This window comes from Caulobacter sp. GW821-FHT10C03, assembly GCF_059415485.1.
In genome coordinates this window covers 356128-377796 of the sequence record NZ_JBWKNI010000003.1, presented here as the reverse complement: position 1 = coordinate 377796, position 21669 = coordinate 356128, and the positions used below count along the sequence as shown (strand labels likewise).

The window sequence follows — 21669 nt, the reverse complement described above, 5'->3', positions numbered from 1 at the left end:
CCGGTTTGGTTCCACGAATTATTTTCGAATGGGATGGGGATTTTTGGCCGCTCGGAGGGGCCCGCGAGCCGCCGTCGGGTCCCGAAAGGACATCGGACGGAATCGCCGGCCGGCCTGAAACGGGCGCGGCGGCGCATCGCTCGTCCTCCAGATGTAGGGAGCTTTCGCGCGACTTCAAACGAAAAACGCGCGCTCCGGAGGCCGGAGCGCGCGCTTCGTCGAAATCGATCGGCCAGGGCTTAGTGCCCAGAGCCTACTGCAAGGTCGCCCGGCCGAAGGACAAGCCCTCGGCATCCGCTCCCACCGCGATGACGCCGCCATCCTCAAGCTCGCCGGCCAGCAGACGGCGGGCGATCGGGTCGACCAGTTCCTTCTGGATCACGCGCTTGAGCGGGCGTGCGCCATAGACCGGGTCGTAGCCCTTGTCGGCCAGCCACTGCAGGGCGCCGGCGTCCAGCGCCAGGCTCATGCGGCGGTCGGCCAGCAGCTTCTCCACCCGACCCAGCTGGATGCGGACGATGTCGCTCATGTTCGAGCGGTCGAGCCGCTTGAACAGGATGATCTCGTCGATCCGGTTCAGGAACTCCGGCCGGAAGTGGCCGCGCACCGTGGTCATGACCAGGGGCCGGACCTCTTCCACGTCGGCCCCGTCCTCCTGGTTGGCCAGGAACTCGGCGCCGAGGTTGGAGGTCATGATGATGATCGTGTTGCGGAAGTCGACCGTGCGGCCTTGCCCGTCGGTCAGACGACCGTCGTCCAGCACCTGGAGCAGCACGTTGAAGACGTCCGGGTGGGCCTTCTCGATCTCGTCGAACAGCACCACCTGGTACGGACGGCGACGGATAGCCTCCGTCAGCGCCCCGCCCTCGTCGTAGCCGACATAGCCCGGAGGCGCCCCGATCAGACGGCTGACCGAGTGCTTCTCCATGTATTCCGACATGTCCATGCGGGTGATCGCATGCTCGTCGGCGAACATGAACTCGGCCAGGGCCTTGGTCAGCTCGGTCTTGCCCACGCCCGTCGGGCCCAGGAATAGGAACGAGCCGATCGGGCGCGTGGGGTCGTGCAGGCCGGCGCGGGCGCGGCGAACGGCGTCGGACACCGCCTCAAGGGCCTCGTCCTGGCCGACCACGCGCGAGCGCAGGGCGACCTCCATCTGCAGCAGCTTCTCGCGCTCGCCCTCCAGCATCTTCTCGACCGGCACGCCGGTCCAGCGGCTGACGACGGCGGCGATCTGTTCGGCGTCGACGACTTCCGGCGTCAGGGCCTTCTCCCCGCCGGTCTCGCCGGCCTCGGCGTCGGCCAGGCGCTTTTCGAGCGCCGGGATCTCGCCGTACTGAAGCTGGCCAGCGCGGGCGAAGTCGCCGGCCCGCTGGGCGTTGGCCAGGTCGGCGCGCAGACGGTCCAGGGCCTCGCGCGCCTGAGCGGCGCCGCCGACCTTGTCCTTCTCGGCCTTCCAGCGGGCGGTCATTTCGTCCGACCGGAACTGCAGGTCGTCGATCTCGACCTCCAGGTTCTCCAGGCGCTGCTTGGAGGCGGCGTCGGTTTCCTTGGACAGGGCCTCGCGCTCGATCTTCAGCTGCACCAGGCGGCGGTCGATCTCGTCGAGCTCCTCGGGCTTGCTGTCGATCGCCATCCGCACGCGGCTGGCCGCCTCGTCCACCAGGTCGATGGCCTTGTCGGGCAGGAAGCGGTCGGCGATGTAGCGGTTGGACAGCGTCGCGGCGGCCACGATGGCGCTGTCGCTGATCCGCACCCCGTGGTGGACCTCGTACTTCTCCTTCAGGCCGCGCAGGATCGAGACGGTGTCCTCCACCGTCGGCTCCTGCACGAACACCGGCTGGAAGCGGCGGGCCAGGGCGGCGTCCTTCTCGACGTGCTTGCGGTACTCGTCGAGCGTGGTGGCGCCGACGCAGTGCAGCTCGCCGCGCGCCAGGGCGGGCTTGAGCAGGTTCGAGGCGTCCATGGCCCCGTCGCTCTTCCCCGCGCCGACCAGCGTGTGCATCTCGTCAATGAACAGGATGATCGAGCCCTCGGCGGCCGTTACCTCGCCGAGCACGGCCTTCAGCCGCTCCTCGAACTCGCCGCGATACTTCGCGCCGGCGATCAGGCTGCCCATGTCGAGCGACAGCAGCTTCTTGTCCTTCAGGCTCTCGGGCACGTCGCCGTTGACGATGCGTTGCGCGAGGCCCTCGACGATGGCGGTCTTGCCGACGCCGGGCTCGCCGATCAGCACCGGGTTGTTCTTGGTGCGGCGGGAGAGGACCTGGATGGTGCGGCGGATCTCTTCGTCGCGACCGATCACGGGGTCGATCTTGCCGTCGCGGGCGGCCGCCGTCAGGTCGCGGGCGTAGCGCTTGAGGGCGTCATAGCCTTCCTCGGCGTTGGCGCTGTCGGCGGTGCGGCCCTTGCGCAGGGCGGCCGCGGCGGTTTCCAGGCTCTGGGCCGAGACGCCGGCGTCCTTCAGCACCTTGGCCACGTCGCCGCCGTCCTTGGCGATGGCGACCAGCAGGCGCTCGGTGGTGACGAAGGCGTCGCCGGCCTTCTTGGCGCCGTCCTCGGCGGTGGCGAAAACCCGGGCCGTGTCGGGTTTCATGTAGAGCTGGCCGCCGGCGCCGTCGACGCGCGGGTTCTTGGCCAGGATCGCGTCCACGGCCGCGTCGGCCGCGTCGGGACGACCGCCGGCGTTGACGATGATGGTGCGCGAAAGCCCGTCCTTTTCTTCCAGCAGCACCTTCAGAAGGTGTTCGGGCCCGAGCTGCTGGTGACCACGGGCCAGGGCCAGGCTCTGCGCGGACTGCACGGCCTGCTTGGCGCGGTCGGAATAGATGTCGATCTTCACTCTGAACGTCCCCTTGTTAGGCGGATCAGACCAGGCCGCCTCCGATGAGCGCGGCCCGACCTGTCAGGGGATGTAGTGTGACCTTCAGGCCACACAAGGCGTCACCAGCCCTTGCTGGCGATATAAGTTTCCAGGGCCTGGATGCGGGTGGCGTCCGACGGGTGGGTCGAGGTGAACTCGGCGCGGTTCGAACCGCCCTGGGCCTGCATCTTGCGCCACAGGACCACGGCCTCGCGCGGCCGGTAGCCGGCGCGCTGCATAAAGTCGACGCCCAGGCGGTCGGCCTCCAGTTCGTGCTTGCGCGAGAACGGCAGCAGGAAGCCGACCTGAGCCCCCGCCCCACCCAGCGCCGAGACGGCCTTGCCGCCGTCGCTGGCCCCGCCGCCGGCGGCCGCCTGGGCGATGGCCAGCACCAACTGCGTGCTCATCTGCTGCGAATAGCGCTCGGCCGCGTGGCGGGCGACCACGTGCGCGGCCTCGTGGCCCAGCACGGCGGCCAGCTGGTCGTCGTTGTCGACCAGCTGCACCAGCCCCGAATTGACGCCCACATGGCCGCCCGGCAGCACGAAGGCGTTGGGCACCGGATTGTCGAACACCACATAGTCCCACGGACGGTCAGCCAGGCCCGCGGCCGTGACCACCCGCTGGCCCACCCGCTCGACCCGGGCGTTCAGCCGCGGATCCTGCGAGATCTTGCCGGTGCGCAGCGCCTCGTTCCACGCCTGCTCGCCCGAACGGGCCAGGGCCGCGTCGTCGACCACCGCGAACTGGTCGCGACCGAGCTCGGCGTTGTAGGCGCAGGCGGAAAGCGCCGCCGTCGACGCCAGGACGGCGAACAGGGCAAGCGACGGGCGGCGAAGCATGGGCGGCTCGGGGGCTGGTTGGTCTGCGCCCCGACTTAAGTCGGCTCGGGGCGCGCTTGCAACCACCGGGTCATAGGGGTCTTCCCTTGCGCGTCAGCGGCGCAGTTCGAGAATGTCGAGCTTCGACTCCTGCTGAGGCCACGGCAGCACCAGGCGGTAGCGGTTCGCGCCGACCCGCTCGAACACCCCGGCCTGGTCGCGTTGCGGGTCTCGGCGGTAGGTCGCGCGCCCCTCGCGGTCGCCCCAGGCGACGGCGCCCAGGAACACCTGGCGGCGCGGCGCGTCGGGATAGAGGTTGCCGGCTTGGCGCTGCGAGCCGGTGGTCTTTTCGAGGATCAGGTCGCCGCCCGGGGTCAGCTCCACCCGGCAGCGGAACCAGCCGTAGGCGACGTAAGGCAGGCCGCGCCCGTCCTGGCTGCCCAGCTTGATGGTGCGGCAGCGATAGGCGCCCGGCGTCGGCTGCGGACGGGCCAGGGCCGCGCGCGGATCGACCAGCGGGCCCAGCGCCCGCAGTTCACGCCCGTGACCGCCCCGGCGCGCCTCCGAAAGCGCCGCGTCCCAGGCCTCGTCCAGCCGCTCGATGCGCCGCACGTCGTCGCGGCTGGCGTCGCGCCGCCAGTCGCCCGAGGCGGCCCAGGCCGGGGCGGAGAGGGCCGGAGCGGCGGCGGCGAGGGACAGGACGATGGCGGCGACGGCGCGCATGGGCGGCTCCTGGGAACGTCGAAGGAGCGTGGATAACTCCCCAGACCTCGGAGCGGTTCGTTCAGCGCGCCGCGGCGATCGTCCGCGCCAGGTGCCTGGGATCGACCGGCTTGCTGAGGATCGGGGCGTCGCGCAGGTCGGCCCGCACGCCCTGGTCGCCATAGCCGGTGACGAAGGCGAAGGGCACGCCGCGCTCGCGCAGCACGTCGGCGGCCGCGAACGAGGTGCCGCCGTCCAGGTTGACGTCCAGCAGGGCGAAGTCGACCTTCTCGCGCCGCGCGGCCTCGACGGCGCTTTCGGCCGAGACGGCCGGGCCGGTGACCTCGCAGCCGAGGTCGGTCAGCAGGTCCTCGACCAGCATGGCCACCATGATCTCGTCCTCGACGATCAGAACGCGCATTCAGGCGGCTCCTCGGGCCGGTACGGCGTTGGCGGCCGGCTTGCGACGAAGACGGGCGACGATGGCGCAGGCCACCCCGTCGGGCTGGTAGTCGAGCGTCGCCTCGCCATCGAGCTCCAGGGCCAGGCCCCGCGTGATCAGGCGGCTGCCGAAGCCCTGGCGCTCGGGTGGGGAAACCAGCGGCCCGCCGCTCTCCTTCCAGCCCAGCCGCAGGCGCTCGTCCTCGCCCTCGCCTTCCCGGCTCCAGCCGATCGCGACCTGGCCGGCGGGGGTGGAAAGGGCGCCGTACTTGGTGGCGTTGGTGGTCAGCTCGTGCAGGGCCAGCGACAGCGACAGGGCCGTCTTCGGCGACAGCCGCACCGAAGGTCCCGACAAGGTGAAGCGCGTGGCGTCGCCGTAGGATTCGATCAGTCCGGCCAGGATGTCGCGCAGGTCCGCGCCCTCCCAGCTTTCGCGGGTCAGGATGTCGTGGGTGCGGGCCAGGGCCAGCAGGCGGGTGGTCAGGGACTCGCGGGCGTCGCCCAGGTCGGCGGCGTTGCGCAGGGTCTGGCCGGCCACCGACTGCACGGTGGCCAGGGTGTTCTTGACCCGGTGATTGAGCTCGTTGACCAGCAGCCTCTGCAGCTCCTCGGTCCGCTTGCGCTCGGTGACGTCGCGCATCACGCCGGTGAAGAACCGCCGTCCGCCCGAGCGCCATTCGGCGATCGAAAGTTCGAGGGGGAAGGTCGAGCCGTCCTGCCGGCGGCCGAACACCTCGCGGCCGATGCCGATGATCCGGCGCTCGCCGGTGGCGCGGTAGGTCTCGAGATAGCCGTCGTGCCCCGCGTGATGCGGCTCGGGCATCAGGGCCTTGACGTTGGACCCGATCATATCGGCGGCGGTGTAACCGAACAGCCGCTCGGCGGCGGGATTGAACGCCTCGATGCGGCCGTGCTCGTCGATCACGACGATCGCGTCCACCGCCGTATCGACGATGGCGCGATAGCGGGCCTCTTCGCCCGCGCCGCCGGCCTTAGCTCCACGCCCGCCCATGGCCGGCTCTCCTGTCGTCCAGGAGAGCCTAGCCTATGGGTTTAGCAATAGCCAAGGCCTCGCGGAGGGTAAGTCTCAAGCTTCTTCGGATTCCGAAGCCGGAGCGTCGCCGCCTTCGAAGCTGCGCGGGGCGCGGCGACGACGGGGCTTCTTGACCTCTTCGCCGGCGGCCTCGGGGGCCGGAGCGGCGGGGGTCTCGGCCGCCGGAGCGGCTTCGGCCTCGACCTTGGCGGCCTTCGGCTCGGACTTGCGGCCGAGGAACGCCGGGGCGTGGCTTACCGCGCCGTCCTGGCCGCGCAGCACCGGCGAGCTTTCGCTCACCGAGGCCTCGCCGCCGCCCAGCGGGGCGGCTTCCGGCTCGATCACGGCCAGCGGATCACGCTCGCCGCGGTCACGGTCGCGATTGCGGTCACGATCCCGGTCGCGGCGCGAGCGGCGGCCTTCGCGGGCCTCGCCCTGGAATTCGCCGCCTTCGGCCGCCGGACGCTCTTCGCGCGGCTGGCGCTCTTCGCGGGGACGGTCGTCGCGCGGCCGATCATCACGGGGGCGGTCATCACGGGGGCGATCGTCGCGGTCGCGGAAGCGGTCTTCGCGGGGACGGTCGTCACGCGGGCGGTCGTCACGGGGACGATCATCGCGCGGGCGATCATCACGGGGCCGATCATCACGGGGACGGTCGTCGCGGCTGCGGTCGCGGTCGTCGCGGTCGCGCCAACGGTCGCGGCGCTGTTCGCCCTGGCCCTGGCCATCGCGGGGACGGTCGTCGCGGTTGCGATCGCGGTCACGGTTCTCGAAGCGGTCGCGGTTGCGGTCGCGGCGTTGTTCGCCCTGACCTTCGCCGCCCTCGCCGCCTTCAGCGCCCTCGGCGGGCGTCTCGACGGCGGCCGGGGCCTCGACGACTTCTTCCGGCTCGGCCTCGAAGTCGATCTCGTACGCCGAGTAGGCGTCCTTGCCGATGATGTCGCTGACCGAACGATTCGGCTGGATGGCGCGCAGCACACGGAAATAGTGCTCGGCGTGCTGCAGGTAGTTCTCAGCCAGCACCCGGTCGCCGGACGACGAGGCGTCGCGGGCCAGCTGCTGGTACTTTTCATAGACGCTCTGGGCCGCGCCGCGGACCTTCACGCCGTCGGGACCGTTCGAATCGAAGGCCCGGTTGGCGTTGTGCTGCTGTGGCTTGCCACCACCGCCCCCGCGGTTGTTGCGGCCACGCTGGCGCTTCATGCCCTTGAAATCTCTCATCTTCTCTTCTGAACCTGTCCGACCGGGAAGCTTTGCCTCGATCGGTATTCGGTCTCTTGAGACTGGGTGGGCCCGTCTCGGGCTCGCCTTCGATGTTCTTGAGACCTGGGTTTCCGTAGAGTCTCCGTCCGGATCGGGCGCGGCTTTCGGCCTCGTCGGCCGTTCGCGCCTGCCGGATGCGTCTGGCGACCGTCGAAACGACCGCTCTTCCCGTCACCCGGCGATTTGGAAGGAGACCCCTTTCGTCTAGCGCCTCACGCGGCCGTTTCCAAGGGGTTTTTGAACCCCGTGACAACGCGGTCGTGGGTGGAGAGGTCCTTGACCGTCCGCACGTTCTGCGCGCCGGCCGCCTTGAACAGGATCTCGACGTCCGCCGACTGGTCGAAACCGATCTCGACGCAGAACAGGCCGCCGGGCTTGAGCACCCGCAGAATCTCGGGCGCCAGGGCGCGATAGGCGCTCAGGCCGTCGCTCCCGCCGTCCAGCGCCAGGCGCGGCTCGTGGTCGCGCACTTCCGGCTCCAGGGTGTCGATATGGGCGGTCGGGATGTAGGGCGGGTTGGACACCACCACGTCGAACGACGCATCGCCCAGGCCCGTCGTCCAGTCGCCGCGCATCAGCGCCAGGCGACCGTCGAGATCCAGGTTGGCGGCGTTCTCGCGCGCCACGGCCAGGGCCTCTTCGGAGATGTCGATCCCCAGGCCCTTGGCGGCCGGACGCTCGGCCAGGATGGCCATCAGCATCGAGCCCGAGCCGACGCCCAGGTCCAGCAGGTTGAAGGCCATGGTCTCGGGGAAGGCCTTCAGCACCTCGTCGACGATGACCTCGGTCTCGGGGCGCGGGGTCAGCACGTCCTTAGTCACCGACAGCAGGATCTTCCAGAACCCCTTGCGGCCGATGATGTGGCTGACCGGCTCGCGGCGGGCGCGGCGCTCCAGGTAGTCGTCCAGCGTGGCCACCTGCTCGGCGGTCAGCTCGCGATAGGGGTCGGTGATGATGTCGGTGCGGCTGACGCCGGCGGCGACTTCCAGCATCAGGCGCGCGTCGATGGCGGGCTGATCGATGCCGGCTTCCTTCAGGCGCTCCTTGGCGCCGTTCCAGGCTTTGACGAGAGTGAGGGTCATGGCGGCTCCAATAGCGCGTCGCGGCGGCGAGGGCGAGATTGCAGATGGATTAGCGTCGGCGATGCGCCGTTGCTTGTCCGGACCTGCCATGGACCGCCCCCTCGGCATGAACCGCTTTTCACGTGACACCCGGCGACCGGGTCGGAACAGTCGCGGTCGAGTTGAGGGGGAAGACGACGTGCTTCGTTCGATCATCGCGGGTCTCGCCGGCTGCGGCCTCGTCGCCCTGGCCACGCCCGCCAGCGCCACCTTCTCCATCGCCGCCTGCGACGCGCAGAAGACCTGCGGGGTGGCGGTCGCCACCAACAACCTGGCCGTCGGCGCCAGCGTGGCCTACGCCGAGGGCGGCGTCGGCGCGGTCGTCACCCAGTTCGAGACCAATCCGCACTACGGCCCCAAGGGCTTGCGCCTGCTGGCCCAGGGCCAGGATCCGCAGAAGGTCGTCGCCACTCTGCTGGCCGAGGACGGCGGCTTCGAGGACCAGGACCAGAGCTGGCGCCAGGTCGCCGTGGTCGCGGCCGACGGACGGGCCTTCGCCTTCACCGGCGACAAGGCGGCCGCCTCCGCCTGGGCCGGCCACCAGGCGCAGGCCGGCTACAGCGTCCAGGGCAACGGCCTGGAAAGCGCCAAGGTGCTCGAGGCGATGCAGGCGGCGTTCGCGCGGACCGCCGGTCCCCTGCCCGATCGCCTGCTCGCCGCCCTGGAAGCCGGCGAGGCGGCGGGCGGCCAGACCACCGGGCGGATGTCGGCGGCCCTGCTGGTCCGCACCGTCGAGGGCGGCTGGAGCGACGTCGACCTGCGGGTGGACGCCTCCGACGCCCCGATCGCCGACCTTCGCCGGCTGCTGAACCTTCGCCAGGCCAACGAGCGGCTGGCCGGCGCCGAACGCGCCGCGCGCCGGGGCCGTCTGGACGCCGCCAGAAGCGACATCGCCGTCGCCATCGGCCTGGGCGGCGACTGGGACCGCGTCTGGCGCCGGGCCGCGCGCCTGCAGATGTCGATGGGCGACCGCGCCGCGGCCGTTCAGGCGCTCTCGGCCCTGCATCGCCTCAATCCGAAATGGGCGGCGATGGAGCGAGACGATCCGCTGTTCGCCCCCGTGCGCGAGGACCCCGCGCTGACGCTATGGCGCTGAGCGCTCGCCCTCAGGCCTCGACCACCACCGCATCCCCCTGCCCCACCGAACCGCCTTCGGTGACGTTCAGGTAGATGCCGCAGAAGGTGTGGCCGTAGTTGTCGAACAGCGCCTTCACCACCTCGATGTCGCGCTCGGCGGTGATCGGATCGACGTGGGTGGCCGCGCAACGGACGATGGGCTTGAGAACCTGGGCGGTCGCCGCGCCGACGCTCACCGTCTTTCCCGTCCAGTCGTTCTCGGCCCAGGCCGGCCAGCCCTCGACATAGAGATTGGCGCGGAAGCGCAGGGGATCGACCGGACGGCCGACCTTTTCGGCGAGGTCGCGCACGCTGGCCAGGTTCACGATCGAGACGAAGCCCGACTTGCTGTCCATGAACCGGTGCGCGCCCGGCCCCTCCAGCACCCGCAGCGGACCTCTCGCCTCATCGCCCAGCAGGGCCGCCAGCCACGCCTCGAAACCGCGCCGCCCTTCCTCGCCGCGCAGGTCGCCGGCGAAGGCTTCCAGCCCCTCGGCCGAGGCGGTCAGCACGCCGCTTTCCTCGTCATAGGCCGTGCGCGCCTTGGCCACCTGCGGGATCTTGGCCAGCACGGTGAACTTCATCTTCGACAGGTGGCCCGGCGCGTCGGCGTCAAAGCCGCTGGGACCGTCCTCGACCGCATAGAGCCGGTCGCACGGGAAGCAGGCGCCCGCGCTCAGCGTCGCCGCCTCCAGGCGCTCGGGCGTAAAGCCCTTGACGGGATGACGATAGAGCGAGGCGACCTGGGCTTGCATGGCGGCAAGGTGGTCGCGCAGCTGAGGCTTGGCAAGATCAAGGAACGCAGCGCCCGCTCGCGAATTTCCCAAGCCCGGGAGGCCCGTTCATGACCGACACCGCGCCGCGACGCCCCATCCGGTCGTGGCTGGCCACACGGCCCTATCACCTCGCGCCCTGGATCCTGCTGCTGGCGGTCGCGCCGTTCGCCTTCCCCAAGCGGCTGGAGCCGGTCGAGGAGCCCCACGCCCCGCCGCCCGGCCTGTCGGAAGACCGGACCATGCCGCCCGACGAGTTCGACGCCGCCGAGCCCCGGCGCGGCCGCGCCGCCCGGCATCCCCATGGCATTCCCCTGCTCGGCTGGCGCGACATCCTCTGGCGCACCGCCCGCGAGATCAGCGTCGACAAGCTGCCCTCGGTCGCCGGCGGCGTGACCTTCTACACCCTGCTGGCCCTGTTCCCGGCCATCGGCGCCTTCGTCTCGCTCTATGGCCTGTTCGCCGACGTCGGGGCGGTGGAGAAGCAGTTGCAGGAGATGGCCACCGTCTTCCCCGCCAGCGTCGTCCAGATCGTCGGCGAGCAGATGCTGCGCCTGGCCAGCCAGGAGGGAAGCAAGCTGGGCCTGGCCTTCGTGGTCAGCCTGCTGCTGTCGATCTGGAGCGCCAACGCCAGCATGAAGGCGCTCTTCGACGGGCTGAACGTCGCCTATGACGAGGACGAGAAACGCCACTTCGTCGGCAAGACCCTGCTGACCTACGGCTTCACCCTGTGCGCCCTGGTCTATGCGGTGTTCATCGCCGCGGTGCTGATCGCCCTGCCGATCGCCTTCGAACGCCTGGGCCTGGGCGCGATCGCCGCCCTGTGGATCCCGCTGCGCTGGCTGACGGTATGGCTGGTCACCGCCCTGGCCTTCGCCATGCTCTACCGCTTCGCCCCCTGCCGGGCCCGTCCGCGCTGGCGCTGGGTGGTGCTGGGCGCGCTGTTCGGGGCGGCCGCCTGGCTGATCGGCTCGCTGGGCTTTTCGCTCTACGTCAACCGCATCGCCCACTACGACGCCACCTATGGCCCGCTGGGGGCGGTGATCGCCTTCATGGTCTGGGTGTGGTTCTCGATCATGACCGTGCTGATCGGGGCCGAGCTCAACGCCGAGATCGAGCACCAGACCGCCCACGACTCGACCACCGGCCCCGAAAAGCCGATGGGCGCGCGCGGCGCGGCCATGGCCGACACCGTCGGTCTGGCTTTCCATCCCTGGGAGATGATCAAGCGCGAGGCCGGCACGGTCAAACGCATCGGCGGCCGCTACTGGGGGCACGCGACGCGGATGGGCCGCAAGGAACCGCCGCCGCCCGAGCCCTGAGGCCTCAAGCCCCGGGCTTGGCGCCGCGCGCGACCCATGGCTTAGCTCGCGGCCATGATCTTCGCCCCCGCCCTTCCTTCCGAACACGACGCCCTCGTCGCCCTGGTCAATTCCGCCTATCGCGGCCAGGGCGCCCAGGCCGGCTGGACCACCGAGGCTGGCTATATCGACGGCCAGCGCATCGACCTGGAAAGCCTGCAGGCCGACCTGGCCGCTTCGCCGGACGCGGTGATCCTGACCGCCCGCGATGAGGCGGAAGGCCCGATCCTGGGCTCGGTCTGGCTGGAGCCGGCCGAGCCGGGCGTCTGGTACCTGGGCATGCTGACCATCCGCCCCGACCTGCAGGACCGGCAGCTGGGCCGCACCCTGCTGGCGGCCGGCGAGGCCTTCGCCCGCGAGCGCGGCGCGGTCCGGATGCAGATGACCGTGGTCCACATCCGCGACACCCTGATCGCCTGGTACGAACGCCGCGGCTACGCCCTCACCGGCGAAACCCGCCCCTTCCCCCACGGCGACGACCGCTTCGGCAAGCCGCTGCGGGACGATCTGAGCTTCGTGGTGATGGAGAAAGCCATCTGATCCCTCTCCCCTTGCGGGAGAGGGTGGCCTCCGAAGGAGGTCGGGTGAGGGGTCGCACGCACAGAAACGCCGCGAAAGCCGATCAGCTTTCGCGGCGTTTTGCGTCTGAGAGACCCCTCATCCGTCGGCTTGCGCCGACACCTTCTCCCGCAAGGGGAGAAGGGCCTTAGTCTTCCAGGCTCGCCAGGCGCGCGGCCTGGTCCTCGGCGATCAGCGGGTTGATGACGTCGTCCAGGGACTCGCCCTCGATCACCTTGGCCAGGTTGTAGAGGGTCAGGTTGATCCGGTGATCCGTCACCCGGCCCTGCGGGAAGTTGTAGGTGCGGATGCGCTCGGAGCGGTCGCCGCTGCCGACCTGGCTCTTGCGGGCGTCGGAGCGGGCGTCGTCCAGGGCCTGGCGCTGCATGTCGTAGAGCCGGGCCTTCAGGTTCTTCATCGCCTTGGCGCGGTTCTGGTGCTGGCTCTTTTCCGACGACGTCACCACCACGCCCGTGGGCAAGTGGGTGATGCGCACGGCCGAGTCGGTCTTGTTGACGTGCTGGCCGCCGGCGCCGGACGAGCGGTAGGTGTCGATCCGCAGATCGCTTTCCTTGATGTCGATCTCGACGTCCTCGGCCTCGGGCAGCACGGCCACCGTCGCGGCCGAGGTGTGGATGCGGCCTTGGGCCTCGGTCTCGGGCACGCGCTGCACCCGGTGCACGCCGCTCTCGAACTTCAGCCGGCCGAACACGCCGTCGCCGGTGATCGAGGCGATGATTTCCTTGTAGCCGCCCATCTCGCCTTCGGAGACGCTGTCGACCTCGACCCGCCAGCCCTGGGTGACGGCGTAGCGCTGGTACATGCGGAAGAGGTCGCCGGCGAACAGCGCCGCCTCGTCGCCGCCGGTGCCGGCCCGCACTTCGAGAATGGCCGAAGCGTTCTCGTCCTTGTCCTTGGGAGCCAGCATCAAGGCCAGCTCGCGCTCCAGGATCGGCAGGCGCTCGTCGAGAGCCTCGATCTCGTCGCGGACCATGGCGGCCATCTCGGGATCGGCGGCCATCTCGTCCAGCTCGGCGCGCTCGGCGCTCAGCTTGGCCAGGCGTTCGACGGCCTCGGCCACCGGCCGCAGCTCGGCGTGCTCCTTGGAGAGCTTGACGATCTCGCCGCCGTCGGTGGCCGCGCCCATGCGGGCCTCCACTTCGCGGAAACGGTCGAGAACCTGGTCGAGGCGGGCCTGGGGCAGTCGCAAGGGAAGAGATCGCACGGCTGAAGGATGGGGCCGGCTTCTCTAGGCCCTTTCCGGGGGGAAGGGAATGGAGGCGCGGCCAAGCCGTCGACTGCTGACGCCCACCGCCATCAGTATCGTTTGAAAACTCACAGGACTGGCGCTAGCTAGTCGTAGAGCCGGCCGCGCGCCGCGGCCTGCCCAGGGAAACGCCCATGTCCTTTTCGATCCACCACGTCACGGCCACCGCCTTCACGCGCGGCCTGACCACGCTATCGAACCTGCTCGACAAGGCCAAGGCCCATGCGGAAGCCGCCGGCGCCGACCCGGACGCCTTCGTCCAGGCCCGTCTGTTCGAAGACATGCTGCCGCTGGCCGGCCAGATCCAGCGCGCTTCCGACGCGGCCCGCGGCGCCATGGCCCGCCTGAGCGGCGGCGGCGCCCCGCCCATGACCGACGACGAGACCACATTCGCCCAGCTGCAGGATCGCGTGGCCCGCAGCCTGGCCTATGTGCAAAGCGTTCCGGCCGAAGCCTTCGAAGGGGCCGAGACCCGCGAGGTGGTGTTCCCCGCCGGCCCGCTCACCCTGGGCTTCACGGGGCTGGACTACCTGCTGGAGTTCGCCCTGCCGAACTTCCAGTTCCACGTCGTGACCGCCTACGACATCCTGCGCCATCACGGCGTGCCGCTGGGCAAGCGCGACTACCTGAACCTGGGCGCGGAACGGGTGCGGGCGGCCTAGGGCCGTCCGACCGCCTTATCGCGTCTTCCAGTCGGCCAGGGGCGTCGAGGCCTGCGCCGCCAGCGCGGCCTCGGCGGCCGCGTCACCCAGCACCTTGGCCTTCAGGAAGGCCACACTCAGCGCCGAGGCCTCGGGAAAACCGAGCGCCTGAGGCTGGTAGGACATGCTGTGGCCGACGCCCTTGCCGACCCACAGGTACTTGGCCCCGGCCGCGCTGGTGTCGAACGGATAGAGGTGCTCATGCCAGTCCTCGATCATGCCCGGCAGGACGTCCTTGTCGCCGGTGATCATCAGCATGGGTCCCTTGACGCCCTGGTAGGCGGTCGGACCGATCAGACCCTTGATGACGCCCGGGCTGGAGAAGCACAGCACGGCCTTGGTGCGCGGGTCCTGGGCCGGGATCATCCCCTCCAGCGCCCCGCCCCGGATCAGCGACATCAGCGAGCCGTAGGAGTGGCCGGCCGAGGCCGTCGGCAGGCCCGGCGCGGCCTTGGCGGCGTAGTCGGCGGCGGCCGCCAGGTCGGCCAGGCGCAGCGGGAAGGCCGCACGCAGGTCGAGGCGATTGGGGTTCTTCTGGGAATCGACGTGCAGCGGCGCGACCACCATGAAGCCGGCCTGGCTCCACAGGTCGAACAGGGCGCCGTAGGCGGCCGGCCAGCCGCCCGCCCCGTGCGAGAAGATCACCACGCCCTTGGGCGCGTCCGGGCGCACGATGGTCAGTTCGACGTCGCGGTCGCCGACCTTGAGGGTGGTGGTCGAGGTCGCCGCCGCGGCGTGCGCCAGGGCCGGCGCGGCGGCGAAGGCCAGGGTCGCCGCCAACAGGCCGCGGCGGTTGAGGATAAGCTTGGTCACGGAAAGCCCCACAATCGTTTAGCGAGCAGGCTTCGCCGGTTCGCGTCGATTGTCCAGGCTCAGTAGGCCGGCCGCACCTCGATGGCGCTCACCTGCCTGGCTGAGCGCGAGGGCTTCCTGTCGCCATCCACCACCACCCGGTAGGGGCCTTCGCGGGCGTCCAGCGGCTGGCCGTTCTTGCGGTCGGCGATGACCACCGGATTGTCGCGGTAGAACGGGTCGGTCTCGGCCAGCGACAGGATCGAGGTGTAGCCGTCGGCCGCCTTCACGATCACTACCTGGTTCAGGTAGCGGCCCATCAGCCGGTCGCCGTGCACCACGCCGGCCTGGACCAGGGCGGCGTTCAGCAGCACGCCTTCGTAGACGGCGCTCTTGCCGCCCTCGACCATGGTCGCCTTGGCTCGCGGCAGGGCGGCGAAGTCGGCCGGGGTCAGCACGATGCTGTCGCGGCCCTGCACGGTCACCTTGATGTCCTGGGCCCAGGCCGAAGGTGCGAAGGCGGCGGGGGCGAGCGCCAGGACGGTTGCGGCGAGGGCGGCGGCGAGACGCATCGAGGAAACTCCAAAGGACCCGACGATGTGATCCCGCGCGGCGCGCCGGCGCAAGTCAGTCCGTCTTGCAGTTCGACGGCGCTGCAAGACGCTCGTCGAGCTTCTGGTCGATCCGCGCCAGTAGGCGCAGGCCATAACCCAGGGCGATGAAGATCAGGAACTTGTCCAAACCTCCTTCATCAGGAAACCGGCTCGGGTCCAGCGTGTGCGCTGTCGTCCTGAACGCGCACACCGCCGCATAGACGAAGCACAGCGCTCCGAAGAGCTTGGCGAACCTTCGAAAAACCCTCTCGCCAACGTCTGGCATACAGCTCTCCCCCTTGGGAGGCCAAGCTTGGGAGACGGTCGTCGCCGAGTCCAGTAGCAAGACCCCTCAACCGCGCCAGGCGAAGACCAGGGGCTTGCTGATCAGCGCCAGGTCGCGCGGCGCGGTCTTGGGCGCATGGCCGCCGCCGAAGATCGTGGGGTAGAGCGACACGACCAGCAGCACGGCCATGGTGATGTTGAAGCCGCGCAGCACCGCCGGCCGGTCGAGGAACCGGCGCAGGGCCATGCCGAAGCCGGCCCAGGCGGCGCTGCACGGCGCGCCGACCAGCATGAACAGGCCCGCCAGCATCGGCACGACCAGGATCGAACCGCCCTCCGGCGCATAGGTGGTCACCGCGCCCAACGCCATGGCCCAGGCCTTGGGATTGACCCACTGGAAGGCGGCCGCGGCCCAGAAGCCCATCGGCTTGCCGCCGGCCTCGCGCTCAGACACCCCCTTGGCCGTGCCGATCTTCCAGGCCAGCCACAGCATGTAGCCCGCCCCGACCCAGCGCAGGATCTCGTGCAGCACCGGCCAGGCCTTGAACACGCCCGACAGCCCAAAGCCCATGGCCAGCACCATCGCCCCCAGGCCCAGGCTGATCCCCAGGATGTGCAGGATCGTGCGGCGGAACCCGAAGTTCGCGCCCGATGCCAGCAGCATCATGTTGTTGGGACCGGGCGTGCCGGCGGTGGCGAAGGCGAACAGCACGAAGGCGAGGATCAGTTGCGGGGTCATCGGGACCTCCCTGGACAGGAATGTCACGGTGATGATTTTGATTGATCTATGAGTCAAAACTTATATTGATACAGTGACAATATGAATGGAGCGCCCGATGGCCGCCGCCTGGACCCCCGCCCTGCCCGATGGCGACGCGCCGATCTACGAGCGCCTGGTCGAGGCCCTGCGCGCCGACGTCGCCTCGGGCGCCCTGCCGGCCGGAACCCGCCTGCCGCCGCAGCGCGACCTGGCCCACCGGCTGGGCCTGGGCCTGGGCACCGTCACCCGGGCCTATGTCGAGGCCGAGAAGGCCGGGCTGGTCAGCGCCCATGTCGGCCGCGGCAGCTTCGTCAACGCCCCCGGCGCGATCGGCTCGCCGCGCCGCCGCGAGGGCCCGATCAACCTGTCCCAGAACGTCGCCCTCAACTGGCCGGCCTCGCGGGTGATCGGCGAGACGATGCAGCGCCTGCGTCGCCGCCCCGACCTCGCCGATCATCTGGACTATTCGCCCGCCGCCGGGCTGGAGCGGCATCGTCGCGCCGCCGCCGAGTGGCTGGCCCGCAGCGCCGGCTTCGAGACCGCCGACTGGCGGCGCCTGGTCTGCTGCGCCGGCGCCCAGCAGGGCCTGGCCCTGGCCTTCGGCGCGGTGGCGCGGCCGGGCGACGCGGTGCTGTGCGAGGCCTCGACCTTCCACGGCATCCGCGCCCTGGCCGCCCACGCCGGCTATCGTCTGAAAGGCGTGGCCATGGACGACGAGGGCCTGAGGCCCGACGCCCTGGAAGCCGCCGTCGCCGCCACCGGCGCGCGGGTGGTCGCCGTGCTGCCCACCCTGCAGAACCCCACCGGGCGGATCATGTCGCTGGCCCGGCGCGAGGCGATCGTCGCGGTCGCCCGCCGCCTCGACCTGATCCTGATCGAGGACGACATCTACGGCGCCTATGCGCCCAGCGCCCCGCCCCCCCTCGCCATGCTGGCGCCCGAGCGGACGTTCCACGTCTCGGGCGTGTCCAAGACCCTGGCCCCGGGCCTGCGGGCCGGCTTCGTCATCGCCCCCGACGACGCGGCCCTGGAGCGGATCCTCGAGACCATGCGCGCCATCGCCTACGCCCCGCCGGGCTTTGGCATGCTGATCGCCGGCCAATGGATCGAGGACGGCACGGCCGACGCCATCCTGGCCGAGATCCGCGAGGAGACCGCCGCCCGCGTCGCCCTGGCCCGCTCGATCCTGGGCAACGCCCTTTCCGGCCCTGCCACCCCGACCGCGCCGCACCTGTGGCTGCCGATGAGCGAGCTGGAGGCCGAGCGCCTGGCCGGCCGCGCCCTGCGCGGCGGCGCCGAGGTCACCCCGCCCGCCGCCCCGATCGTCGAGCCGGGCCTGGTCACCGGCGTGCGCCTGGCCCTGGGCGCGGCGGCCGACCGGGTCGAGCTGGAAGAGGGCCTGCGGATCGTCGCCGCCGCCCTGACCGACGTCGACGAGCGCGCCAGACCGGTGATCTGAGACCAGTGATCTGAGGCCGGCGATCTGAAGCCGCTCCCCTCCGGAAACAGGAAACCCGGCGACGCATGGCGTCGCCGGGTCCTTGCGTCACAGCCGAAGGCGCGAGCGCCTACTGCTGGTACATGCTGGCGCTGCTGGCGCCGCCCTTGGTCTTCAGGCCTTCCTGCAGGCGCTTGACGAAGGCCTCGATATTGGCCCGCATCGCCGCCTCGTTGGCCTTGCGCAGACGCTCGACGGCCAGCAGGGACTCGCCGAAGTGAGCCGTGCCCGTGGCCGCGACCGTGTCGTCGAACACCGGCGCGCCGCCGCCGACCGGGATGGCGCTGTAGCGCACCTTCGAGGTCACCGACATGTCGATGCCGGCCATCGGCCGCTGCAGGTCGACGATGCTGGCCTTCAGTTCCAGCGAAGCCTTGTCGCTGCTGTCGGCCAGATAGTTCAGGCCCTTCAGCGAGGTTTCCAGCGCCAGCTTGAAGTCCTTGTCGGAGACGTTGGACATCCACAGCGGGTTGGTCTCGCCGCCGCCCTGGACGGCGGCCACGCGGAACGCCTTGTAGCCCGGCGCGCCGGGAGCGGCGGCCGGAACCGTGCTGGCGGTGATGGTCATCTGCTCGGGCTTGGAGGCGCTGGCGCAGGCGGCCAGGGTCAGCAGGCCCGCGCCGACCAGGGCCGCGCGCGAGACGCGGGCGAAAGTGCGGAGCGCGCTCACGGCGTGCCGCTCGCGGCCGGGGCGGCGGCGGCTTCAGCCGCGGGCGCCGTGGCGACTTCCGGCTCCAGCACCACCTTCAGCGGGTTGGGCGTCAGGTCGTTGAGCGCGCCGCTCGAGGCGTCGACGCCCATGCCGATGATGCCGCCGGCCAGGACGTTGCCGGCCAGGGCCGCACCGCCGCCGCCGCTCATCTTGCTGACGACTTCCGAAGTGTGGGTCTTGTAGCCGGCCTTGGTCACCGTGACCGTGAAGCCTTCCTTGCGGGGCAGCTTCAGGGTGCAGGGCGTCGACGGGCAACTGAAGCCCGTCGAGGTCTTCACCTCGGCCGGCGGCGAGGATTCGACGGTGAAGGACTGGGTGGTGCCGCGCGTGACGGTGGCGCACGCGCTCAGGGAGGCCGCCGCCAGGAACAGCGACGCGCCGCGAAGATAGGTGTTCATGTAGCCCCCAACTCAAAGTTACAGGGCTCAACCTAGACGCGGTCAATTGCACAGTCTAGCTGCAACATAGTGTTGTTATCGAAATAATTCAAACCGACAAGAGGCGGCGGCAGCCCGCACACCCTTGAAAAGTTGAAGCTTTTGCGACGACGCTGGCGCGAGGCCTTCGCGCCGTCCGCTCTACTCCGCCGCGATCGCCTTGGCGGCCTGGGCCGCCTGCAGCTCGGCGGCCTTCTTCTCCACGAGCTCGACGATGTGGTCGATCATGCCCTCGTTGGACTGCTTGTGGTCGGGCTTGCCGGCCATGTAGACCATGCCCGCCCCGGCCCCGCCGCCGGTGAAGCCGATGTCGGTCATCAGCGCCTCGCCCGGGCCGTTGACCACGCAGCCGATGATCGACAACGACATCGGCGTGGCGATGTGGGCCAGGCGCTCTTCCAGTTGCTCCACCGTCTTGATGACGTTGAAGCCCTGGCGGGCGCAGGACGGGCAGGCGATGATGTTGACGCCACGGTGGCGCAGGCCCAGCGACTTCAGGATGTCGAAGCCGACCTTGATCTCTTCCACCGGATCGGCGGCCAGGCTGACGCGGATGGTGTCGCCGATGCCGGCCCAAAGCATCGAGCCCATGCCGATGGCGCTCTTCACCGTGCCGGTGCGCAGGGCGCCGGCCTCGGTGACGCCCAGGTGCAGCGGGCAGTCGATGCGTTCCGACAGCTGGTGATAGGCGGCCACCGTCATGAACGGATCCGACGCCTTCACGCTGATCTTGAACTCGTGGAAGTCGTGGTCCTGCAGGATGCGGGCATGGTTCAGCGCGCTCTCGACCATGGCGTCGGGGCACGGCTCGCCGTACTTCTCCAGCAGTTCGCGCTCCAGCGAACCGGCGTTGACGCCGATGCGGATGGAGCAGCCGTGGTCCTTGGCGGCGTTGACGACGTCGCGCACGCGGTCAGGGCTGCCGATATTGCCCGGATTGATCCGCAGGCAGGCCGCGCCGGCCTGGGCCGCCTCGATGCCGCGCTTGTAGTGGAAGTGGATGTCGGCCACGAGCGGCACCTTCGCCTCGCGGGCGATGGTCTTGAAGGCTTCGGTGCTGTCGACGTCGGGGCAGCTGACGCGGACGATGTCGGCGCCGGCCTCTTCCAGCTGGCGGATCTGATTCAGCGTCGCGACGGCGTCGCTGGTCAGGGTGTTGGTCATCGACTGCACCGAGATCGGCGCGTCGCCGCCCACCTCGACGCTGCCGACGCGGATCTTGCGCGACTTGCGGCGCTCGATCATGCGCCAGGGACGAACGTGGGTGTGGTCAGCGGCCATGGCGCCAATCTAGTGGGTCTTGGTGACGGATAGAAGGCCCGAGCGCGAAGGCTTCGACCAAAGACCCTATTGCGGCTTGGCCGGCGCCGGGGCGACGGGCTTGGGCGCAACCGGGATCAGCTTGGCCAGCGGCGTCTGCGGGGCCGACAGGCGCGTCGTCAGCACCCCGCCGACGAACACGTCGACGGCGCCCGGCTCGGCGATGTCGGCCACCAGGCCTGGCGTGCGCGGGGCGCGGAAGGCGTCGCCCGCCGACAGCCAGCGGGTGAAGTAGACCGCGCCGTCGGCGCCGCGCACCACCAGCGAGGTCGACTTGCGGGCCTGCAGGATCACGCCCGACGAGTCGGCCGCAGCCGCGCCGTATATCGCGCCCTTGGACTTGAACGGCGCGCCGAGATTGGCGATCGCCTCGGGCGCGGCCTGGGCCTCGGCTTCCTTGCGGGCCTTGGCGGCGGCGGCCACGGCGTCGGCCGAACCGCCGGCGGCGGCGGCGGCTTCCAGGCCGGGGGTCACGTAAGGCGTCGGGGTGGTCGACTCGACCGGAGCCGGCAGCGGCGCGCCGAGCGACACCGAGCCGCCCCCGTCACCACCAGCGCCGCCGGCGGCGACGGCCGTCGGGGTGCTGGGCGGAACCGCGCCGGCGGCCACCTGGGCCTTGGGCTCGGCGTCATGGGTCATGGCGCGCTGGGCGACGTTCCACAGCACGATGGCGCCGCCGACCAGCAGGCCGCCGGCCAACAGCAGGCCCAGGCGCGGGTCGCGCTGGCGATGCACGCCGATCGGCGCGCGCAGGGGCTCGACGTCGTCGTGGGCTTCCAGCTTGAAGCGGGCCACGGCCGCCTCGGCGTCCAGGTGCAGCAGGTTGGCCACGGCCTTGATGTAGCCGATGGTGAACGGCCGCGAGGGCAGTTCGTCCAGGCGCATGTCCTCCAGCGCCTCGACATAGGCCTGGCGGATGCGGGTGGCGTCGGCCACGTCCTGCAAGGTCATGCCGTGGAACAGGCGGGCGGCGCGCAGGGCTTCGCCCAGGTCGACGCCGTGATCGACCGAAGGCTGACCGGCCGTCACGGCCCCAGCCTCGTCCCGGTCGCCCTCGGCGACCAGACTCAAATGACTCACCCTGCCCGTGTCGAGCGGCATGACGAACAGATCACCCCAGAAAATTCGCGTCGCACGAGAGTCCGACCGATCTTGCGCCGACTCTAGCCGGCCTTTGTTAACATTTGATTGTGGATATCAAAGTAAGTAGCCGGATTCAATGCACTAAACTTGGCCGCAAGGTTAACGCGCC

Annotated in this window: 21 protein-coding genes; 5 read left to right on the top strand and 16 right to left on the bottom strand. The window is 70.3% G+C overall.

Going from position 1 to position 21669, the window contains the following annotated elements:
• Positions 1–253: 253 nt before the first annotated feature.
• From clpB to prmC, 7 genes are all read right to left on the bottom strand, one after another.
• Positions 254–2842 (bottom strand): ATP-dependent chaperone ClpB, encoded by a 2589-nt coding sequence (gene clpB, locus AC07NG_RS05825; protein WP_494592693.1) that lies wholly within the window; start codon positions 2840–2842, stop codon positions 254–256.
• A 101-nt stretch (positions 2843–2943) separates the two neighbouring features.
• A complete protein-coding gene (locus tag AC07NG_RS05820; protein WP_494592692.1) occupies positions 2944–3705 on the bottom strand; it encodes a M48 family metallopeptidase in 762 nt (253 codons plus the stop codon).
• A 93-nt stretch (positions 3706–3798) separates the two neighbouring features.
• Complete coding sequence (locus tag AC07NG_RS05815; RefSeq protein ID WP_494592691.1) at positions 3799–4407, bottom strand: DUF4893 domain-containing protein; 609 nt, start codon at positions 4405–4407, stop codon at positions 3799–3801.
• 61 nt (positions 4408–4468) lie between these two features.
• The gene (locus tag AC07NG_RS05810; protein WP_110120224.1) at positions 4469–4807 is read right to left on the bottom strand and encodes a response regulator; all 339 of its coding nucleotides are present in this window, start codon (positions 4805–4807) and stop codon (positions 4469–4471) included.
• Positions 4808–5839: a sensor histidine kinase gene (locus tag AC07NG_RS05805; protein WP_494592690.1), complete on the bottom strand. Its 1032-nt coding sequence runs from the start codon at positions 5837–5839 to the stop codon at positions 4808–4810.
• A gap of 75 nt (positions 5840–5914) precedes the next feature.
• Positions 5915–7081 (bottom strand): DUF4167 domain-containing protein, encoded by a 1167-nt coding sequence (locus AC07NG_RS05800; RefSeq protein ID WP_494592689.1) that lies wholly within the window; start codon positions 7079–7081, stop codon positions 5915–5917.
• A gap of 254 nt (positions 7082–7335) precedes the next feature.
• A complete protein-coding gene (gene prmC / locus AC07NG_RS05795) occupies positions 7336–8205 on the bottom strand; it encodes a peptide chain release factor N(5)-glutamine methyltransferase (protein WP_487288115.1) in 870 nt (289 codons plus the stop codon).
• 178 nt (positions 8206–8383) lie between these two features.
• Here prmC and AC07NG_RS05790 point away from each other — a divergent pair, with 178 nt between their 5' ends.
• Complete coding sequence (locus AC07NG_RS05790; RefSeq protein ID WP_494592688.1) at positions 8384–9340, top strand: DUF1028 domain-containing protein; 957 nt, start codon at positions 8384–8386, stop codon at positions 9338–9340.
• Positions 9341–9350: 10 nt separating this feature from the next.
• On the opposite strand, the gene AC07NG_RS05785 is transcribed toward AC07NG_RS05790, so the two are convergent.
• Positions 9351–10115, bottom strand: a complete 765-nt coding sequence (locus AC07NG_RS05785; RefSeq protein ID WP_494592687.1) for an MOSC domain-containing protein — start codon at positions 10113–10115, stop codon at positions 9351–9353.
• A gap of 89 nt (positions 10116–10204) precedes the next feature.
• Between AC07NG_RS05785 and AC07NG_RS05780 the strand changes: the two genes are divergently transcribed.
• Entirely contained in the window at positions 10205–11455 is a 1251-nt protein-coding gene (locus AC07NG_RS05780) for a YihY/virulence factor BrkB family protein (RefSeq protein ID WP_494592686.1), read from the top strand.
• 54 nt (positions 11456–11509) lie between these two features.
• Positions 11510–12034 carry a GNAT family N-acetyltransferase gene (locus tag AC07NG_RS05775; protein WP_494592685.1) on the top strand — a complete coding sequence of 175 codons (525 nt, stop codon included), beginning with the start codon at positions 11510–11512 and terminating at the stop codon, positions 12032–12034.
• A 166-nt stretch (positions 12035–12200) separates the two neighbouring features.
• Here the strand turns inward: AC07NG_RS05775 and prfA are convergent, their stop codons facing one another.
• Positions 12201–13262, bottom strand: a complete 1062-nt coding sequence (gene prfA / locus AC07NG_RS05770) for a peptide chain release factor 1 (RefSeq protein ID WP_487288110.1) — start codon at positions 13260–13262, stop codon at positions 12201–12203.
• A gap of 191 nt (positions 13263–13453) precedes the next feature.
• On the opposite strand from prfA, the gene AC07NG_RS05765 reads away from it, so the two are divergent.
• Positions 13454–13981 (top strand): DUF1993 domain-containing protein, encoded by a 528-nt coding sequence (locus tag AC07NG_RS05765; protein ID WP_494592684.1) that lies wholly within the window; start codon positions 13454–13456, stop codon positions 13979–13981.
• Positions 13982–13996: 15 nt separating this feature from the next.
• Here AC07NG_RS05765 and AC07NG_RS05760 read toward each other — a convergent pair whose 3' ends face one another.
• The 3 genes from AC07NG_RS05760 to AC07NG_RS05750 all read right to left on the bottom strand — a co-directional run bounded on the left by AC07NG_RS05760 (position 13997) and on the right by AC07NG_RS05750 (position 16429).
• Positions 13997–14833, bottom strand: coding sequence for an alpha/beta hydrolase (locus AC07NG_RS05760; protein WP_494592683.1), 837 nt, complete (start codon positions 14831–14833; stop codon positions 13997–13999).
• Between the two features lie 59 nt (positions 14834–14892).
• On the bottom strand, positions 14893–15384 hold the full coding sequence (locus tag AC07NG_RS05755; protein ID WP_494592682.1) for a molybdopterin-dependent oxidoreductase: 492 nt from the start codon (positions 15382–15384) through the stop codon (positions 14893–14895).
• 373 nt (positions 15385–15757) lie between these two features.
• The gene (locus AC07NG_RS05750; RefSeq protein WP_492853704.1) at positions 15758–16429 is read right to left on the bottom strand and encodes a LysE family translocator; all 672 of its coding nucleotides are present in this window, start codon (positions 16427–16429) and stop codon (positions 15758–15760) included.
• A gap of 97 nt (positions 16430–16526) precedes the next feature.
• Here AC07NG_RS05750 and AC07NG_RS05745 point away from each other — a divergent pair, with 97 nt between their 5' ends.
• Positions 16527–17909 carry an aminotransferase-like domain-containing protein gene (locus AC07NG_RS05745; RefSeq protein WP_494592681.1) on the top strand — a complete coding sequence of 461 codons (1383 nt, stop codon included), beginning with the start codon at positions 16527–16529 and terminating at the stop codon, positions 17907–17909.
• A gap of 109 nt (positions 17910–18018) precedes the next feature.
• Here the strand turns inward: AC07NG_RS05745 and AC07NG_RS05740 are convergent, their stop codons facing one another.
• The 4 genes from AC07NG_RS05740 to AC07NG_RS05725 form a co-directional block, all read right to left on the bottom strand.
• A complete protein-coding gene (locus AC07NG_RS05740; protein WP_492853706.1) occupies positions 18019–18618 on the bottom strand; it encodes a hypothetical protein in 600 nt (199 codons plus the stop codon).
• On the bottom strand, positions 18615–19058 hold the full coding sequence (locus AC07NG_RS05735; RefSeq protein ID WP_492853707.1) for a translation initiation factor 2: 444 nt from the start codon (positions 19056–19058) through the stop codon (positions 18615–18617). Before AC07NG_RS05735 ends, AC07NG_RS05740 begins: the two co-directional genes overlap by 4 nt.
• Before the next feature lie 180 nt (positions 19059–19238).
• Positions 19239–20378 carry a flavodoxin-dependent (E)-4-hydroxy-3-methylbut-2-enyl-diphosphate synthase gene (gene ispG, locus AC07NG_RS05730; RefSeq protein WP_494592680.1) on the bottom strand — a complete coding sequence of 380 codons (1140 nt, stop codon included), beginning with the start codon at positions 20376–20378 and terminating at the stop codon, positions 19239–19241.
• A 66-nt stretch (positions 20379–20444) separates the two neighbouring features.
• Positions 20445–21518, bottom strand: a complete 1074-nt coding sequence (locus AC07NG_RS05725) for a helix-turn-helix domain-containing protein (protein ID WP_494592679.1) — start codon at positions 21516–21518, stop codon at positions 20445–20447.
• Positions 21519–21669 lie beyond the last annotated feature (151 nt).

Excerpts from the sequence above, each read along its gene's own strand:
- AC07NG_RS05820 (WP_494592692.1), bottom strand. The coding sequence starts at position 3,705 with ATGCTTCGCCGCCCGTCGCTTGCCCTGTTCGCCGTCCTGGCGTCGACG.
- AC07NG_RS05815 (WP_494592691.1), bottom strand. The coding sequence starts at position 4,407 with ATGCGCGCCGTCGCCGCCATCGTCCTGTCCCTCGCCGCCGCCGCTCCG.
- AC07NG_RS05810 (WP_110120224.1), bottom strand. The coding sequence starts at position 4,807 with ATGCGCGTTCTGATCGTCGAGGACGAGATCATGGTGGCCATGCTGGTC.
- AC07NG_RS05805 (WP_494592690.1), bottom strand. The coding sequence starts at position 5,839 with ATGGGCGGGCGTGGAGCTAAGGCCGGCGGCGCGGGCGAAGAGGCCCGC.
- AC07NG_RS05800 (WP_494592689.1), bottom strand. The coding sequence starts at position 7,081 with ATGAGAGATTTCAAGGGCATGAAGCGCCAGCGTGGCCGCAACAACCGC.
- prmC (WP_487288115.1), bottom strand. The coding sequence starts at position 8,205 with ATGACCCTCACTCTCGTCAAAGCCTGGAACGGCGCCAAGGAGCGCCTG.
- AC07NG_RS05785 (WP_494592687.1), bottom strand. The coding sequence starts at position 10,115 with ATGCAAGCCCAGGTCGCCTCGCTCTATCGTCATCCCGTCAAGGGCTTT.
- AC07NG_RS05780 (WP_494592686.1), top strand. The coding sequence starts at position 10,205 with ATGACCGACACCGCGCCGCGACGCCCCATCCGGTCGTGGCTGGCCACA.
- AC07NG_RS05775 (WP_494592685.1), top strand. The coding sequence starts at position 11,510 with ATGATCTTCGCCCCCGCCCTTCCTTCCGAACACGACGCCCTCGTCGCC.
- AC07NG_RS05765 (WP_494592684.1), top strand. The coding sequence starts at position 13,454 with ATGTCCTTTTCGATCCACCACGTCACGGCCACCGCCTTCACGCGCGGC.
- AC07NG_RS05755 (WP_494592682.1), bottom strand. The coding sequence starts at position 15,384 with ATGCGTCTCGCCGCCGCCCTCGCCGCAACCGTCCTGGCGCTCGCCCCC.
- AC07NG_RS05750 (WP_492853704.1), bottom strand. The coding sequence starts at position 16,429 with ATGACCCCGCAACTGATCCTCGCCTTCGTGCTGTTCGCCTTCGCCACC.
- AC07NG_RS05745 (WP_494592681.1), top strand. The coding sequence starts at position 16,527 with ATGGCCGCCGCCTGGACCCCCGCCCTGCCCGATGGCGACGCGCCGATC.
- AC07NG_RS05735 (WP_492853707.1), bottom strand. The coding sequence starts at position 19,058 with ATGAACACCTATCTTCGCGGCGCGTCGCTGTTCCTGGCGGCGGCCTCC.
- ispG (WP_494592680.1), bottom strand. The coding sequence starts at position 20,378 with ATGGCCGCTGACCACACCCACGTTCGTCCCTGGCGCATGATCGAGCGC.
- AC07NG_RS05725 (WP_494592679.1), bottom strand. The coding sequence starts at position 21,518 with ATGCCGCTCGACACGGGCAGGGTGAGTCATTTGAGTCTGGTCGCCGAG.